Origin of the sequence: Bacillus pfraonensis (assembly GCF_050768835.1) — a bacterium.
GTDB classification, from domain to species: Bacteria; Bacillota; Bacilli; order Bacillales; family Bacillaceae_G; genus Bacillus_A; species Bacillus_A pfraonensis.
Genome location: NZ_JAHCDO010000032.1, coordinates 1 through 16,149, shown reverse-complemented (window position 1 = coordinate 16,149; position 16,149 = coordinate 1). Strand labels below are relative to the sequence as shown.

Annotated in this window: 15 protein-coding genes and 1 riboswitch; of the genes, 9 read left to right on the top strand and 6 right to left on the bottom strand. The window is 36.7% G+C overall.

Annotated features, from left to right (window positions below; all coding sequences use genetic code 11):
* Positions 1-31 precede the first annotated feature (31 nt).
* The 3 genes from KFD70_RS23480 to KFD70_RS23470 all read right to left on the bottom strand — a co-directional run bounded on the left by KFD70_RS23480 (position 32) and on the right by KFD70_RS23470 (position 1,749).
* Positions 32-196, bottom strand: a complete 165-nt coding sequence (locus tag KFD70_RS23480; protein WP_003194620.1) for a type II toxin-antitoxin system antitoxin — start codon at positions 194-196, stop codon at positions 32-34.
* Positions 197-210: 14 nt separating this feature from the next.
* Positions 211-1,056 carry an SPFH domain-containing protein gene (locus KFD70_RS23475; RefSeq protein ID WP_336454139.1) on the bottom strand — a complete coding sequence of 282 codons (846 nt, stop codon included), beginning with the start codon at positions 1,054-1,056 and terminating at the stop codon, positions 211-213.
* Between the two features lie 312 nt (positions 1,057-1,368).
* On the bottom strand, positions 1,369-1,749 hold the full coding sequence (locus KFD70_RS23470; protein WP_336454151.1) for a YgaP family membrane protein: 381 nt from the start codon (positions 1,747-1,749) through the stop codon (positions 1,369-1,371).
* A gap of 411 nt (positions 1,750-2,160) precedes the next feature.
* Between KFD70_RS23470 and pcrB the strand changes: the two genes are divergently transcribed.
* The 6 genes from pcrB (at position 2,161) to pruA (ending at position 10,893) form a co-directional block, all read left to right on the top strand.
* A complete protein-coding gene (gene pcrB / locus KFD70_RS23465) occupies positions 2,161-2,850 on the top strand; it encodes a heptaprenylglyceryl phosphate synthase (protein ID WP_336454140.1) in 690 nt (229 codons plus the stop codon).
* Positions 2,851-5,097, top strand: coding sequence for a DNA helicase PcrA (pcrA, locus tag KFD70_RS23460; protein WP_336454141.1), 2,247 nt, complete (start codon positions 2,851-2,853; stop codon positions 5,095-5,097). It begins immediately after the preceding gene.
* Positions 5,098-5,111: 14 nt separating this feature from the next.
* Positions 5,112-7,121, top strand: coding sequence for an NAD-dependent DNA ligase LigA (gene ligA / locus KFD70_RS23455; RefSeq protein ID WP_336454142.1), 2,010 nt, complete (start codon positions 5,112-5,114; stop codon positions 7,119-7,121).
* A 16-nt stretch (positions 7,122-7,137) separates the two neighbouring features.
* Entirely contained in the window at positions 7,138-8,325 is a 1,188-nt protein-coding gene (locus tag KFD70_RS23450; protein WP_336454143.1) for a CamS family sex pheromone protein, read from the top strand.
* Between the two features lie 94 nt (positions 8,326-8,419).
* Positions 8,420-9,190, top strand: a complete 771-nt coding sequence (locus tag KFD70_RS23445; protein WP_336454144.1) for a TSUP family transporter — start codon at positions 8,420-8,422, stop codon at positions 9,188-9,190.
* A gap of 155 nt (positions 9,191-9,345) precedes the next feature.
* Positions 9,346-10,893 carry an L-glutamate gamma-semialdehyde dehydrogenase gene (gene pruA / locus KFD70_RS23440; protein ID WP_336454145.1) on the top strand — a complete coding sequence of 516 codons (1,548 nt, stop codon included), beginning with the start codon at positions 9,346-9,348 and terminating at the stop codon, positions 10,891-10,893.
* Positions 10,894-11,351: 458 nt separating this feature from the next.
* On the opposite strand, the gene KFD70_RS23435 is transcribed toward pruA, so the two are convergent.
* Together KFD70_RS23435 and KFD70_RS23430 are read right to left on the bottom strand one after the other, a co-directional pair.
* Complete coding sequence (locus tag KFD70_RS23435; RefSeq protein ID WP_336454146.1) at positions 11,352-11,795, bottom strand: hypothetical protein; 444 nt, start codon at positions 11,793-11,795, stop codon at positions 11,352-11,354.
* Between the two features lie 220 nt (positions 11,796-12,015).
* Positions 12,016-12,573: a cysteine hydrolase family protein gene (locus KFD70_RS23430; RefSeq protein WP_336454147.1), complete on the bottom strand. Its 558-nt coding sequence runs from the start codon at positions 12,571-12,573 to the stop codon at positions 12,016-12,018.
* A 519-nt stretch (positions 12,574-13,092) separates the two neighbouring features.
* A riboswitch (SAM riboswitch) is annotated at positions 13,093-13,197 on the top strand.
* A gap of 121 nt (positions 13,198-13,318) precedes the next feature.
* Between KFD70_RS23430 and KFD70_RS23425 the strand changes: the two genes are divergently transcribed.
* Genes KFD70_RS23425 through KFD70_RS23415 form a run of 3 tightly spaced genes read left to right on the top strand, consistent with a single transcriptional unit; the run spans position 13,319 to position 15,853 of the window.
* Positions 13,319-14,338: a methionine ABC transporter ATP-binding protein gene (locus tag KFD70_RS23425; protein ID WP_336454148.1), complete on the top strand. Its 1,020-nt coding sequence runs from the start codon at positions 13,319-13,321 to the stop codon at positions 14,336-14,338.
* Positions 14,328-14,993, top strand: a complete 666-nt coding sequence (locus KFD70_RS23420; protein ID WP_336454149.1) for a methionine ABC transporter permease — start codon at positions 14,328-14,330, stop codon at positions 14,991-14,993. Before KFD70_RS23425 ends, KFD70_RS23420 begins: the two co-directional genes overlap by 11 nt.
* 20 nt (positions 14,994-15,013) lie before the next feature.
* Positions 15,014-15,853: a MetQ/NlpA family ABC transporter substrate-binding protein gene (locus KFD70_RS23415; RefSeq protein WP_336454150.1), complete on the top strand. Its 840-nt coding sequence runs from the start codon at positions 15,014-15,016 to the stop codon at positions 15,851-15,853.
* A 191-nt stretch (positions 15,854-16,044) separates the two neighbouring features.
* Here KFD70_RS23415 and KFD70_RS23410 read toward each other — a convergent pair whose 3' ends face one another.
* The gene (locus tag KFD70_RS23410; RefSeq protein WP_414645822.1) at positions 16,045-16,140 is read right to left on the bottom strand and encodes an IS3 family transposase; all 96 of its coding nucleotides are present in this window, start codon (positions 16,138-16,140) and stop codon (positions 16,045-16,047) included.
* Between the last annotated feature and the right edge of the window lie 9 nt (positions 16,141-16,149).

The window sequence follows — 16,149 nt, the reverse complement described above, 5'->3', positions numbered from 1 at the left end:
TTTGTGAAGAAGAGAACGACTTAACATAAATTTAAGACTCTTTCTCTTTTTTTAGTTTCCCTTTTTGTTTCGCCATTTCTCGAAGTAAATATTCGATGTGAGCGTTAACACTGCGGAATTCATCATTCGCCCATTTTTCAATGACTGCGTGTAATTCAGGGTCGATACGTAATGGAAAACTTTTCTTTTTAGCCATATTACCTACAACCTTTAATATAGACTTCCTGTATTAATCACTGGCTGTGCGCCTTTATCTGAAACGATGGCAACCAATAAGTTGTTAACCATGTTCGCTTTACGCTCGTCATCTAAATCAAGTATGCCTTCTTCATCTAATTTTTGAATGGAATCTTTGGCCATTTGAACAGCGCCTTCAACAATTTCTTTACGTGCAGCTAATACGGCTTTTGCTTGTTGACGTTGAAGCATTGCATGAGCAATTTCTGTCGCATAAGCTAAATGTGTTAAGCGTGTTTCTAGTACTTCGACACCAGCAATTTCTAATCGTGCTTCTAATTCACGTTTTAATTCCTCAGAGATTTCTTCAGCATTTCCGCGTAGTGTGATGCAAGTATCATCTTGAAAATTATCATACGGATATTTCGTTGCAACGTGACGAATTGCTGTCTCACTTTGAATCTCTACAAATTCATCATAATGTTCGACACCGAAAATTGCTTTTGCTGAATCGACAACTTTATAAACAACAACAGCCGCAATTTCAATCGGATTTCCATCGACATCATTCACCTTTAATTTTTTACTATTAAAGTTTTCTACGCGAAGGGAAACAGTTTGACGAAGTGATAAAGGAATCGTTAAATATAAACCATTTTCACGAATTGTCCCTAAATAATTACCGAAAAATGTAATAACTTTCGCTTGGTTTGGTTGAACAATTCCAATACCAGTAGCAAGAATTGCAGCTAAAATAATGCAAAGTGCGGCTACTATAAATATTTCTTGTACGAGGAAAAATACACCAATACCAGCTAAGAGTAAAATTCCGATAATGCCTAGAAAGCCATTTACATAAAATACTTGTTTTTCTTTCATATGAATCGCCTCCTTCTGATATAAAAATGATATCACTTTTATATCATGAAATGCAAGGGGGAAAAACCTAATTTTCTGAAAAAACAAAAGCTGGTAAAGCCTAAAAATAAGTAAATTTAGAACAAGAGCAAGAATTATTCAAACGTAGGGGAAATAAAGGATAAAAAATAGGCTCTTTTTTATGAAAATATTTTGGGGAAAATAAAATGAATAGGGAACGTTAGTTCTGTTTTGTGGTAAAATAAAGAAGACTTAGCCGCCCACTGCAGCAGCTAAGTCCCTTTAAGAGCATCTTGCATCGTGACAAATGATTCAAAGCGGTTTCGTCAGGATTGCTTCTGCAATCGCTGACTCAATCTCTTTGTCAGAAGCATCATAACTTCCTTGTGACTTTTTGGTGTCAGTACTGGAAGTGTGACTTACTTCTTCTTGTTTAGCATGTCCTTTTTTATTTAAATCCATGCTAGGTATTTTAAAGTCACTCATGTTCATGTATTTTCCCAATTTACATGCTTCCGTAATAGGGCAGAAACGAATAATTCCCTCTGCAACTTTCATTGCACCAATCCACAGCAAAACTTTTGACCAAGTGCACCACGGTTTACGTGTGAGTTTCGCTGTGCTACAACTTAGGACGACCAAACCGATTGTGATTCGGATTAGAGCATTCATTATGCTGATGTTTTGCTTCATCAAAGAAAACACTCCTTCTTCATGAGCTTAGAAATAGAAAACGCTATTTCAGTTGTTATTATTCCGCGTAAGTTTCACGATATGTAATCCAACATTTGACGGTGAAAAAGATGTTGGATTGGGCGTGTGTATAGGTGTCTTTTTTTGTTATAATGTAAGAATGCATAAAAGGATGTTTAAAAAGTCCGGTCAAGATAACCTTCGCATTTCTTCGTTACGTCGCCAGTCCGGTACTCATGTAGTAAAAGCTACATTCCGTGTCCTCCTGGCTTCCGTGCCTCGAACTGCTCGGTTCTCTAGATCCTCCTTTTTAAACGTGTATTGTAAGAGGATGTTTAAAAAGTCCGGTCAAGATAACCGCCTTTTTGAACAAGCACATAAAGGTGATTAGATAAAAGAAAGGGTGTTTTCATGTACGATATTTCACAGTGGAAACATGTATTTAAGCTTGATCCAAATAAGGAATTGAGCGATGAACATTTAGAAATGATTTGTGAATCTGGAACGGACGCAGTGATTGTAGGCGGAAGTGATGGAGTAACGATAGATAATGTATTACATATGCTAGTGAGCATTCGTAGATATGCAGTTCCTTGCGTGTTAGAGGTTTCTGATATTGAAGCAATTACACCAGGGTTTGATTTTTATTACATTCCAAGTGTTTTAAATAGCCGCAAAGTAGAATGGGTAACGGGAATTCACCATGAGGCATTGAAAGAATTTGGGGATATTATGAACTGGGATGAAATTTTCATGGAAGGATATTGTGTTTTAAATCCAGAAGCGAAGGTAGCGCAAATTACAGAAGCAAAATGTGATCTAACAGAAGATGATGTGATTGCATATGCACGTATGGCAGACAAGCTTCTGAACTTGCCGATTTTCTATTTAGAATATAGCGGCACTTACGGAGATATTGACCTTGTTAAAAATGTAAAGGCAGAATTACAACAAGCAAAGCTATATTACGGCGGCGGAATTTCAAGTGCGAAAGAGGCAAAAGAAATGGCGCAGTATGCTGATACAATTGTTGTAGGAAATGTAATTTATGATGATATAAAAGCAGCGTTACAAACAGTAAAAGCTGTAAAAGGAGAGTAGGTGCAGGCACATATGAGTATAACGGATAAATTATTAAATGGTTTAAACCCACAGCAACAAAAAGCAGTGCAAACAACAAATGGACCACTTCTATTAATGGCGGGTGCAGGTAGTGGTAAGACGCGTGTGCTAACACATCGCATCGCATACTTACTTGGCGAAAAAGGTGTAGCGCCTTGGAATGTATTAGCAATTACCTTTACAAACAAGGCAGCTCGTGAAATGCGTGAACGTATCGATACGCTTGTTGGCCCGGAAGCAGAAGATATTTGGATTTCTACGTTCCACTCGATGTGTGTACGCATTTTACGCCGTGATATCGACCGTATTGGGATTAATCGAAACTTTACGATTTTAGATGCAAGTGATCAACTTACTGTCGTAAAAAAAATCATGAAAGAGCGAAACATTGATCCGAAGAAATTCGATCCACGTTCTATTTTAGGTGGTATCAGTAATGCGAAAAATGAATTGTTATCAGCTGAAAAATATGCAAAGCAAATTTCAATTGCTGATCCATTTGAAAAATTAACAAGTGATGTATATACAGAGTATCAAAAACGTCTTCTGAAAAATAACTCATTAGACTTTGATGATTTAATTATGACTACAATTCAATTATTTGATCGTATTCCAGAAGTATTGGAATTCTATCAACGTAAATTCCAATATATTCACGTTGATGAGTATCAAGATACGAACAGAGCACAATACATTCTTGTAAATAAATTAGCAGCTCGCTTTAAAAATCTTTGTGTTGTTGGTGATTCTGACCAGTCAATTTACCGTTGGCGTGGGGCGGATATTTCTAACATTTTGTCATTTGAAAAGGACTATGAGAATGCACAGGTTATCTTGTTAGAACAAAATTATCGCTCATCACAAAATATTTTAAATGCAGCCAACGCTGTAATTGAAAACAATTCAAATCGTAAACCGAAAAAATTATGGACGGATAATCAAATCGGAAGTAAGATTTCATATTACCGTGCTGCAACGGAAAAAGATGAAGCATATTTTGTGGCGAAGAAAATTCGCGATGAAATTCAAATGGGAAATCGAAAATATACAGACTTTGCGGTTCTGTATCGTACGAACGCGCAGTCTCGTATGGTCGAGGAGATTTTCTTAAAATCAAATATCCCATACAAAATTGTCGGCGGCATTAAGTTCTATGATCGTAAAGAGATTAAAGATATTTTAGCTTACTTACGTTTAATTGCGAATCCAGATGATGAAATTAGTTTTGCACGTATTATTAACGTGCCAAAACGCGGAATCGGTGCCACTTCTATCGATAAAATCATTAACTATGGCGTGCAAAATGGTATTTCATTAACAGCTGTATTAGATGAAATTGAACATGTTGGGGTAAGTGCAAAAATCACAAAAGCAGTAAAAGAATTTGCAAGTCTACTACACAACTGGGTAAACATGCAAGAATATTTATCCGTTACGGAACTAGTAGAAGAAGTGATTGAGAAGACAGGTTACCGTGATATGTTAAAGAATGAACGTTCTTTAGAAGCTGAAGGACGACTTGAAAACTTAGATGAGTTCTTATCTGTTACGCAAACATTTGAATCACAAAGTGAAGATAAGAGTCTTGTTGCTTTCTTAACAGATTTAGCGCTTGTTGCGGATATTGATCGTGTGGATGAAGATCCAACTGCAGGTGAAGAAGTTATTTTAATGACGATGCACTCGGCAAAAGGACTGGAATTCCCGGTTGTCTTTATTATTGGTTTAGAGGAGGGAGTCTTCCCGCATACTCGTTCTCTTATGGAAGAGGATGAAATGCAAGAAGAACGCCGCTTAGCCTATGTAGGGATCACTCGCGCGGAAGAAGAGTTATACTTATCGAACGCCCAAATGCGTACTTTATTTGGTAGAACAAATATGAATGCAGCATCTCGATTTATTTCAGAAATTCCTACAGAATTACTAGAATCATTAAATGAAACAGCTCCAAAGCGTGAAACATTTAGTGCAAAAGGAAGAACAACCGGGGCCGGGGCGACGACAACACGTTCTCGTTCTGCATTTGTGCGGCCGGCAGTGAAAACGACAGGCGGAGAGCAAATTGGCTGGGCTGTAGGCGATAAAGCGTCCCATCAAAAATGGGGAGTCGGAACAGTTGTAAGTGTGAAAGGTGAAGGTGACGCAAAAGAATTAGATATTGCTTTCCCGAGTCCGATTGGAATTAAACGTTTATTAGCGAAATTTGCACCTGTAACGAAACAATAGAGAGGAGTGAGGATATGTCAAAGGAAGCAATAAAGCAGCGTATAGAAGAGCTTCGTCATATGCTCAATGCATTTAATTATCAATATCACGTATTAGACAATCCTTCTGTTTCTGATGCGGAATATGATCGCGATATGCAGGAGCTTATAAAATTAGAAACAGAGAACCCAGAATTTTTAACAGAAGACTCTCCCACTGTTCGAGTTGGGGGAGCAGTGCTTGATATATTTGAAAAAGTAACGCATAAATCACCGATGCTAAGTTTAGGAAATGCCTTTAATGAGGGAGATTTACGTGATTTTGATCGCAGAGTACGTCAAGGAATTGATGGTTCAAATGTAAGATATATATGCGAACTAAAAATTGACGGTCTTGCTGTTTCCCTTCATTATGAAAAAGGACGCTTCGTTCAAGGGGCAACACGTGGTGATGGCGTAACTGGTGAAGATATTACGCAAAATTTAAAAACAATTAAAGCGATCCCTCTTCGTTTAAAAGAAGAAGTAACGTTAGAAGCGCGCGGTGAGGCATATATGCCAAAGCGTTCATTTGTGAAATTGAATGAAGAAAAAGAACAAAATGGTGAAGCAGTTTTTGCAAATCCACGTAATGCAGCAGCGGGATCACTTCGTCAGTTAGATCCGAAAGTTGCTGCGAAACGCAATTTGTCTATGTTTGTGTACGGTCTTGCTGATGTAGAAGAAAAAACGATTGCCTCACATAGCGAGTCACTAAACTTTTTAGGTGAGCTTGGATTTAAAACAAATCCAAATCGCCGCACATGTGAAACGATTGAAGACGTAATCGCTTATGTAGAAGAATGGCAGGAAAAGCGTCCGGACCTGGATTATGAGATCGATGGAATTGTAATTAAAGTAGACGATGTGACGCTGCAAGAGAGTTTAGGAACAACAGCAAAGAGCCCGCGCTGGGCGATTGCTTATAAGTTTCCAGCAGAAGAAGTTGTAACGAGATTAATAGGGATTGAACTAAGTGTGGGACGTACTGGTGTTGTAACACCAACTGCGGAACTAGAGCCTGTTCGAGTGGCAGGAACAATTGTCCGCCGTGCATCTCTACATAACGAGGATTTAATTCGTGAAAAAGACATTCGAATTGGTGACTATGTTGTTGTGAAAAAAGCTGGAGACATTATTCCAGAAGTGGTTAACGTGATTTTCGATAAACGTACTGGTGAGGAAGAAGAGTATCATATGCCAACGCATTGTCCGACTTGTGACAGTGAACTTGTTCGTTTAGAAGAAGAGGTAGCTCTTCGTTGCATTAATCCAACATGTCCAGCGCAGATTCGTGAAGGATTAATTCATTTTGTTTCAAGAAATGCAATGAACATTGATGGACTCGGAGAGCGTGTTATTACACAGCTCTTTGAAGCAGATTATATTCGAACATTTGCCGATTTATATCCATTAACGCAGGAGCAATTGTTACAATTAGAGCGTTTTGGTGAGAAATCCGCTTCTAAATTAGTACAAGCAATTGAAGCTTCTAAGGAAAACTCGCTAGAGCGTCTATTATTTGGGCTCGGCATTCGTCATGTCGGAGCAAAAGCGGCTCGCACGTTAGCTGAGCATTTTGAAACAATGGACCACCTTGTAAAAGCAACAGAAGAAGAGTTAAAAGAGATTAATGAAATTGGCGAGAAAATGGCTCAATCAATTGTAACGTACTTCGATAATGAAGACGTGTTAGAATTATTACAGCAATTTAAAGAGTACGGCGTTAACATGACATATAAGGGTATAAAACGTGCGGATTTACAACATGTTGAATCTTATTTCGCTGGAAAAACAATTGTCCTAACAGGAAAACTAGAAGTTATGGGGCGCACTGAAGCGAAGAAAAAGATTGAAGAGCTAGGTGGAAAAGTAACAGGTAGTGTAAGTAAAAGTACTGATTTAGTCGTTGCTGGTGAAGCAGCAGGATCAAAATTAGCACAAGCAGAGAAGCATAATATTGAGGTTTGGAATGAAGAGAGGTTCTTACAAGAGCTGAATAAGTAAGAGGTGCAAACTTACCATGAAAAAAATAGCATTAGCGGTATTAAGTCTTGGGCTACTTGTAAGCGGATGTAGCACAGATACGAAAAAAGAAGAAAAAGTTGTTGAGAAATCGGGAAAATCAAAAGAACAAGCAATTGTTCCGAAGTATTCTATTTCTGATGAGTATTATAAAACAACAGTCCCATTTGATCCAGGTTCTGCGCGTGGCTTAGTTGTACAAGGACTAAATAGCCGTCTGGATATTGATGAATTTGAAACTGGATTAATGCGTATTGCAAAGGAATCTTTTAGTACAAAGGATTATTTATTCCAGGGTGGCAAATATTTAGAAAAAGACACGGTACAAATGCTTGTAAAGAGAAAGCGTACCGATGCGGAACAAAAAGAGTTAGAGGATAAGCTGAAAAAAGATGCAGCGAAATTTCCTAATATTGGACTGAATCCGGCGTTAGAAGCAGGATCGGAATCATTAGAGGTTCGAAATAAAAAAACACCAGTATATCTTTCGAATATTTTAGAGCATGATTATTATAAAAGAAATGGCGATCAAGTTGAATTGGGTGGCATTGTAATTGGCCTTGCAATGAACTCTGTTCATTATTTTACTGAAGAACATGGATATCCACGTGAAGCTGAAATTAGTGAACAAGAGATGTTAGAAAAGGCTAAGCCAATGGCACAAGAGATTTTGAAAGTGTTACACAAAAATCAAGATACGAAAAATGTTCCAATTACATTTGCAATTTATCGTCAAGGACCAAAATCGACACTCGTACCAGGGAAATTTGTATCTTACGCTCAAGTGGATAAAGGTAGTGAAAGTATAGGGGATTGGAAAGCAATTAATGAAAAATATTACTTGTTCCCTTCTGAATCAGCTAAAACGGATGTGCGTGAAGATTACACAAATGTAGAAAACTTTAAAGCGAAATTGAGTGATTATTTTAAAGGTGATTATACAGCTGTTATTGGTAGAGGATTTTATAAAGATGATCAATTGAAAGAAATGAAGGTTGAAATTCCAGTTCAGTTTAATGGGAAAGCAGAAGTAATTGGATTTACACAGTATGTTGCGGGACTTGTTATGCAATACTTCCCGAATTATATTAAAGTACAGGTGACAATTAAATCTGTTGAACGACCAGAAGCGATTATTATTCGTGATGCGAAGCAAGATGAACCATTTGTGAAAATTTTAGATTAAGAAAAAGCGGTTCCTATATGGAACAGCTTTTTTTTTGCTGTAATTTTGTTATAATTTCTAATGTTATGAACTAAAAGGGGTAAGGAGAAAAGACATGGATGAGTTAAGTTTACAGATTATCGTATTACTCGTTGCTTTTGGTTTTTTGGCTGCATTTATTGATTCAGTTGTTGGAGGAGGGGGACTCATTTCACTTCCGGCACTCATGTTTGTAGGATTACCACCAGCTTCGGCAATCGCGACAAATAAGTTAGCTTCGACGATGGGGTCATTAACAAGTACAATTTATTTTATTCGTTCAAAAAAAGTTGATTTTCGTATAGTAGGAAAGTTAATCCCATTAACTATTATTGGGGCTGTTTTGGGAGCTTTAGTTGTAAAATTTATTCCACCAGATATTTTACGTCCACTCGTACTGATTATGTTGGTATTTATTGCAATTTATATTATTGTAAAAAAAGATTGGGGAAGTGTCTCCACCTATAAAAAGATGACAAAAGGAAAAACATTAATGTTTTACTTCGTTATTTTAATTGTCGGATTTTATGATGGATTTTTCGGACCGGGGACAGGATCTTTTTTAATTTTTGCATTTTTATTAATTGGTTTGGATTTTATTCGAGCAGCTGCATCTGGAAAAGTTTTGAATTTCGTTAGTAACATTGTATCTTTAATTACATTTTTATTTTTGGATATTATTCATTTTGAATACGGTATTATTATGGGATTATCTATGATTTTAGGAGCATATTTAGGATCGAAGTTTGCTGTGCAAAAAGGTGTTGGATATGTTCGTACTTTATTTTTATTAGTAACAATTCTATTAATTGGAAAAAATATTATGGAATATGCTCATATTATTTAGCTTCATACGTATGTATGAAGCTTTTTTTATTTATTATATTTTAAAAATTAATTAATTTTTAAAATATAAGTCTAGGAATATTTGAATAAATCTAAATTATCGTGTAGAATAATGTTGTAAAATGTAAACGTTTTTCTAAGGGGAGGCTAAAAAGAATGGTAGTAGCATACAAACATGAGCCATTTACAGATTTTTCAGTAGAGGCTAACAAGTTAGCGTTTGAAGAAGGTTTAAAGACAGTAGAATCTTATCTTGGACAAGACTATCCATTAATTATCGGGGGAGAAAAGATCACTACAGACGAGAAAATCGTTTCAGTAAACCCTGCGAATAAAGAAGAAGTTGTGGGCAGTGTTTCAAAAGCAAGCCGTGAATTAGCTGAAAAAGCAATGCAAGTGGCGGATGAAACATTCCAAACTTGGAGAAAGTCAAAACCAGAAATGCGTGCAGACATTTTATTCCGCGCTGCAGCAATCGTTCGTCGTAGAAAACATGAGTTCTCTGCTATTCTTGTAAAAGAAGCAGGTAAACCATGGAATGAGGCGGATGCTGATACAGCCGAAGCAATCGACTTTATGGAATATTATGGTCGTCAAATGTTGAAATTAAAAGACGGTATTCCAGTAGAAAGCCGTCCAATTGAATATAATCGTTTCTCTTACATTCCATTAGGAGTAGGTGTTATCATTTCTCCTTGGAACTTCCCATTCGCAATTATGGCAGGTATGACAACAGCTGCATTAGTTTCTGGTAACACAGTATTACTAAAACCAGCTAGTACAACACCTGTAGTAGCAGCGAAATTTATGGAAGTATTAGAAGAAGCAGGCTTACCAGCAGGCGTTGTAAACTTCATCCCAGGTAGTGGATCTGAAGTTGGTGACTACTTAGTAGACCACCCTCGTACACGTTTCATTAGCTTCACTGGATCACGCGATGTAGGTATTCGTATTTACGAGCGCGCAGCAAAAGTAAATCCAGGCCAAATTTGGTTAAAACGCGTTATCGCTGAAATGGGCGGTAAAGATACAATTGTTGTTGATAAAGAAGCAGATCTTGAATTAGCTGCTAAATCTATCGTTGCATCTGCATTTGGATTCTCAGGACAAAAATGTTCTGCTTGTTCTCGTGCAGTAATCCACGAAGATGTATACGATTACGTATTAAATCGTGCTGTTGAATTAACAAAAGAATTAACTGTAGGTAACCCAGCTGAAAAAGGCATGAACATGGGACCAGTTAATGACCAAGCTGCATTTGATAAAGTAATGAGCTATGTTGCAATTGGTAAAGAAGAAGGTAAAGTAGTAGCAGGTGGCGAAGGAGATGACTCTAAAGGCTGGTTCATCCAACCAACAATCGTTGCTGACGTTGCAGAAGATGCTCGCTTAATGAAAGAAGAAATCTTCGGACCAGTAGTAGCATTCTGTAAAGCAAAAGACTTCGATCATGCGCTTGCAATTGCAAACAATACAGAATACGGTTTAACAGGAGCAGTTATCTCTAACAACCGTGAACATATCGAAAAAGCACGTGAAGACTTCCACGTTGGTAACTTATACTTCAACCGTGGATGTACTGGTGCAATCGTAGGTTACCAACCATTCGGTGGCTTTAACATGTCTGGTACAGACTCTAAAGCTGGTGGACCTGACTACCTAGCACTTCACATGCAAGCAAAAACTACTTCTGAAACTTTATAAGAAATAGGTGAAAGGGCCTTCCTGTAATAGGGAAGGCCTTTTTCATAATAAGAAAGTTTTTGATTGGAAAACAGTTATCTTACTTCAATAAAGTAGGACTTTAATCGGTGTTAGTCTTACTGCCTACAAATAGTAGGCTGAAATGTAAAAAGTGAACAGAAACAAAAACGCCAGAAAATTTAATCCATTCGTCATATTTTTCTGTATTATTTTTAAAGATTTCCTGTATAATACAATTTGAAAGAAAATCTATGGTTAGACAAAAGGACACTGCTTTCAGTTTTGCTCACTGGAAGTGGTGTTTTTGTATTTTTTCAGAAAATGTGGTACAGAAATAATAATAATGTTTAATTTTGATTCTTGAAATAGAATAACCATCTATTCAATTGATGGCACAAGGTTAATAAAGTTGTTTCATTTTAAAATGGGAATTGTTAAATAAAGTACCTGTTAAATCATTACTCTTTTTCATGAAGAACATACGAAAGTTTTGTTTCAAATTCTAATTGTAGTATAGGTTCTGGAAATTCTTCTGGAACAAATAGTAACTCTTCTGAAATCCCTAAGCAGAAACCGTCTAACTCAATTGTATTCTCCTCTGTAAAATGGCTGGTTGTACACAGTGGACCTTTAAGCATTTTACCTACAAAATGATAGTGACCCATGTATAGAAGAATCTCGCTGTTTTCTGTTGGATATGCAGAGAGTCCTGCTGGTTTTGAGGGGGTAATTCCCAATAGAGAAAATATATCAGAAATTGCAGGCTTTAATTCATTAGAAGCTAATATATAATAATTTCTGCAATCCTGGCATTTACAAGTATCGAACTCTTTTTGATAAAATTCTCTTGTCTTCTCAATATCAACATCCAATATCCATTTCCCAATCTTAATTGGCTGCATGATTTTTCACCCCTCTATTCTTAACAATAAGAATCTCTAAATCATATTTATTATACAAAGAATAATACAAGATGAAGAGAAGTCAAAGAATAAGTTAATGGGAGTAAAGGTGCTGAGGAAAAAAAGTGAAAACAAGTTCGGGAGATTTTAAGCTACATTAGCCTATGAATAGCAGTATAAAAAATCATGTCTCTGTCAGTGAGGGACATGATTTTTTATTTCAGATGGAGTTTCTAAAACTTAAGAATTCTTCTGTACTCATAACATCTGCATATACGTCATTCAAACTTGCTAAAATTGTATTATGGATATAGACAGCAGGAATTGTAGCATTTTTAAAGAGGAGATCTTTTGTTGCGCATGCATCATGTACAACAGTGCAATGAAAACCGAAATCAAAAGCAGCTCTTACTGTAGCATCAATACACATATGAGTCATCATCCCGCATATAATCACATGTTCAATTTCTAAGTTTTGTAATTGCTCTAGTAGGTCTGTTTCCCGAAAGCTGTTTGGATAGTTTTTGAGAATAACTGTTTCATTTTTTAAGGGGCGAACATTTTTATGGATGTGGACACCTTCCGTGTTCGGGAGAAAAAAAGTAGCATTTTCTTTCATAGATACATGTTGGATATGAAATATAGGTTGATTCACTTCTCGAAAATGCTGGAGCAGTTGACTTGCATATTCGCTAGCTTCAACGGCACCGCGCAGTTCCATTTTACCATTTGGAAAATAATCATTTTGAATATCAACGAGTAAAAGGGCTGTTTTCATATGAACGATCGTCCTCCGTCTTTATTTCTTATTCATATAATGTTATTCCATTAACAGAGGATATTTTCCTTTGAGAAAGAAGATGTGAAGAAGAATTTTACATTCATGTAAAATTTGCTTTAGGATTTATCCCGCTATTTTAGGGCGGTAATACTCCCACCTCAAAATTCGGCGGGAGCAATGTCCAACTCTAGCGGCTAGAATCTCCGGTCGTTTCACCCCCTCGGACGAGGCGAAAAACGCCTCTCTGCCTAAGGCGCGGGCGTCCTGTGATTCTGAGCGAGCTGCTTCCGTTTTTCTAAAGAAATTAGATGGGAGATAAACTATCCGTAAAAGTCCGATTGGTGAGGGCTAATAATCAGTGGGGAAAATCAAATAGAAAGAAGTGTAATGGATATAATATCTTTCTGTTTTATAATCTTGTAGAAAATAAAAATATTATTTTCTAATATTTTTATTGACTCTAACTTTTCCGAGTTTTATAATAAAACTTAATTAAATGACAACTAAATTGATACACTCTTATCCAGAGAGGTGGAGGGACTGGCCCTATGATACCTCAGCAACGGGTTTTTGAATACCGTGCTAATTCCAGCAAGCTCTGAGAGGCTTGGAAGATGAGAAGATGTGAATGAGTATATAAGTGCTCTTCTTCTTATTTTTATTACGGATAAGAAGGAGGGCATTTTTTATTTTACCTCAAAGCTCTGCTTCAAGTTATTACAGCATATAGGAGGGGAAAGTAATGATTTCTTTTGAAAATGTAAGTAAAGTATATGAATCAGCCGGGCAATCCGTTCATGCCGTCGAAGATGTAACATTATCGGTTGATAAGGGTGAGATATTTGGTATTATCGGTTTCAGTGGAGCTGGAAAAAGTACACTGTTACGTTTAGTGAATATGTTAGAACGACCAACAGCGGGAACGATTTCGATAGATGATAAAGATATTACTTCCTTATCAACGAAGGAGTTACGAAAGCTAAGACAAAGAATCGGAATGATTTTTCAGAGTTTTAATCTATTTAATTCGAGAACCGTGTTTGGGAATATTGCTTATCCATTGAAATTAGCGAAATTGCCAAAGAATGAGATAAAAGAAAGAGTAAATGAGCTGCTAAAGTTTGTCGGACTAGAAGATAAAGCAAACTATTATCCAGAACAACTATCAGGTGGTCAGAAGCAACGCGTAGGGATTGCAAGAGCACTTGCAACGTCACCAGATATTCTCATTTGTGATGAAGCAACATCGGCACTAGATCCTGAAACAACAACAGAAATTTTGAATCTACTAAAGAAAGTAAACAAGGAATACAATTTAACAATTCTTCTTATTACACATGAAATGCAGGTTGTGAAAGAAATTTGTCACCATGTAGCCGTGATGGAAAAAGGAAAAGTGATTGAGGAAGGCACATTATTTGATGTTTTTACAAAGCCAAAAACAAAGACGACACAAAATTTCGTTCGATCTGTTATTAACGATCATTTACCGGAAAGTGTTCTTGCTAAAATCCAAAATGGTGGACAGATTTATCGCTTAACATTTACTGGAGAAGAGACAGGACAACCGATATTATCGTATATTGCGAAAAATTATAACGTTGATGTAAATGTTCTTTATGGAAATATTATTGAACTCCAAAATATTTTATTTGGAAATCTTCTTGTAGAACTACAAGGTGAACAGAAAGAAATTCAAAAAGCATTACAACATCTAAGACTGCAAGTGCAGTTGAAGGAGGTAGAAGCTCATGCGAGTTGATTGGAGTATATTTTGGCCTCGTATATTAGATGCGACAGGGGATACCCTCTTGATGGTAATTGTAACCCTTATATTTGCCACAATACTTGGTATACCTCTAGGTTTACTTTTGTATGTTACAAGAAAAGGGAATTTTTTAGAAAACAAACTGGTCTTTTCTATTCTTAATATTGTTATTAATACGATTCGTCCCATTCCATTTATTATCTTTTTAGTAGCATTAAGTCCTTTAACGCGCACTGTTATCGGAACAACAATCGGAACGGCAGCAGCAATCTTTCCAATGACGCTGGTTGCTTCAATTGGGATTGCAAGAATGGTTGAAACAAACCTTGTTTCGGTACCAAAGGGAGTTATTGAAGCAGCACAAGCAATGGGTGCATCACCATTAAGAATTGTTTTTGAAATTCTTGTTCCAGAGGCGTTAGCACCATTAATTTTAGGAGTTACATTTATGACAGTAGGTTTAATTGAATTTTCGGCAGTTGCCGGTCTTGTTGGTGGCGGTGGTCTAGGTGACTTAGCAATGACATATGGTTATCAACGCTTTGATACGTCGGTTATGTTCGTGACGGTTGTATTGCTTATTATTCTTGTACAAATTGCACAAAACTTAGGAAACTATTTTGCAAAAGTATTCTTACGTAGATCATAAAGGGAAGAGAGGGAAAGGAAATGAAAAAGATTTTAGCATTTGTATTATCGGCACTGGTTAGTGCATCAGTATTAAGTGGCTGCGGAGCTGATGCAAAAGAAAAAGTAGTTCGCGTCGGTATAACAGGAACGGATGGAGACGCTTGGCCTATTCTTCAGAAGAAAGCTGAAAAAGAAGGAATTAAAGTTAAACTTGTAGAGTTTTCGGATTATACAACACCAAACAAGGCGTTGGCCGATGGCGATATCGAATTGAATTCATTCCAACATATTGCCTTTTTAGAGCAGTTTAAAAAGGAACATAAATTAGATATTACAGCTGTTGGAACAACTCAAATTGCACCAATGGGATTATTCTCTGAGAAATATAAAAAACCAAGTGAAATTCCATCTGGCTCAGAAATTGCAATTCCTAATGATCCAACGAACCAAGCTCGTGCATTAAAACTTCTTGATGCAGCCGGATTGTTAAAGTTGAAAAAAGACTTTGGATTATTTGGTGACCCAAGTGGTATCGCAGAAAATCCAAAGAAATTAAAAATTACACCAGTTGTTGCGCAGCAAACGCCACGTGTATTAAAAGATGTAGCAGCTTCCGTTATTAATAACGGTGTTGCGGGTCAAGCTGGTTTAAACCCAACGAAAGATCCTATTTTCTTAGAAGATCCAAAAAACGAGAATGCGAAACCATATATTAATATTTTTGCGGCTCGCACGAAAGATAAAAATGATCCAACGATTAAAAAAGTGATTGAATTATACCATTCAAAAGAAGTAACAGATGCAATTAAGAAAGACACAAAAGATGGTGCAATTTCGGTAGACCTTTCACTTGAAGAGTTAGAGAAAATCGTAAAATAACATCGGGTTGAACGAACTAAGAGTAGGAACCCCTCCGCTGTTAGTTCGTTCAACATATACCATGCCTAACGGACGATACCCTAATTTTGTACCTTCCAATTCTGTATAATATAAAATCCAATGTCTGTTAGGTAGAAAAAGGCCAGGAGTTTTCTGGTCTTATCCCTGTCAAGTAGACAGTATTAAAAAGACTAAGCAGCCATCGAGATTCGATATTCTATCGGAGCTCGATGGTTGAGTCGTTTTTGGAAACGTTTATAGTTATAAAAGTAAATATATTCTTCGATTGCTTGTAT

Coding starts and splice junctions, on each gene's coding strand:
- KFD70_RS23480 (WP_003194620.1), bottom strand. CDS start 196: ATGGCTAAAAAGAAAAGTTTTCCATTACGTATCGACCCTGAATTACAC.
- ligA (WP_336454142.1), top strand. CDS start 5,112: ATGTCAAAGGAAGCAATAAAGCAGCGTATAGAAGAGCTTCGTCATATG.
- KFD70_RS23470 (WP_336454151.1), bottom strand. CDS start 1,749: ATGAAGCAAAACATCAGCATAATGAATGCTCTAATCCGAATCACAATC.
- KFD70_RS23415 (WP_336454150.1), top strand. CDS start 15,014: ATGAAAAAGATTTTAGCATTTGTATTATCGGCACTGGTTAGTGCATCA.
- pcrB (WP_336454140.1), top strand. CDS start 2,161: ATGTACGATATTTCACAGTGGAAACATGTATTTAAGCTTGATCCAAAT.
- KFD70_RS23475 (WP_336454139.1), bottom strand. CDS start 1,056: ATGAAAGAAAAACAAGTATTTTATGTAAATGGCTTTCTAGGCATTATC.
- KFD70_RS23435 (WP_336454146.1), bottom strand. CDS start 11,795: ATGCAGCCAATTAAGATTGGGAAATGGATATTGGATGTTGATATTGAG.
- pruA (WP_336454145.1), top strand. CDS start 9,346: ATGGTAGTAGCATACAAACATGAGCCATTTACAGATTTTTCAGTAGAG.
- KFD70_RS23445 (WP_336454144.1), top strand. CDS start 8,420: ATGGATGAGTTAAGTTTACAGATTATCGTATTACTCGTTGCTTTTGGT.
- KFD70_RS23450 (WP_336454143.1), top strand. CDS start 7,138: ATGAAAAAAATAGCATTAGCGGTATTAAGTCTTGGGCTACTTGTAAGC.
- KFD70_RS23425 (WP_336454148.1), top strand. CDS start 13,319: ATGATTTCTTTTGAAAATGTAAGTAAAGTATATGAATCAGCCGGGCAA.
- KFD70_RS23420 (WP_336454149.1), top strand. CDS start 14,328: ATGCGAGTTGATTGGAGTATATTTTGGCCTCGTATATTAGATGCGACA.
- KFD70_RS23430 (WP_336454147.1), bottom strand. CDS start 12,573: ATGAAAACAGCCCTTTTACTCGTTGATATTCAAAATGATTATTTTCCA.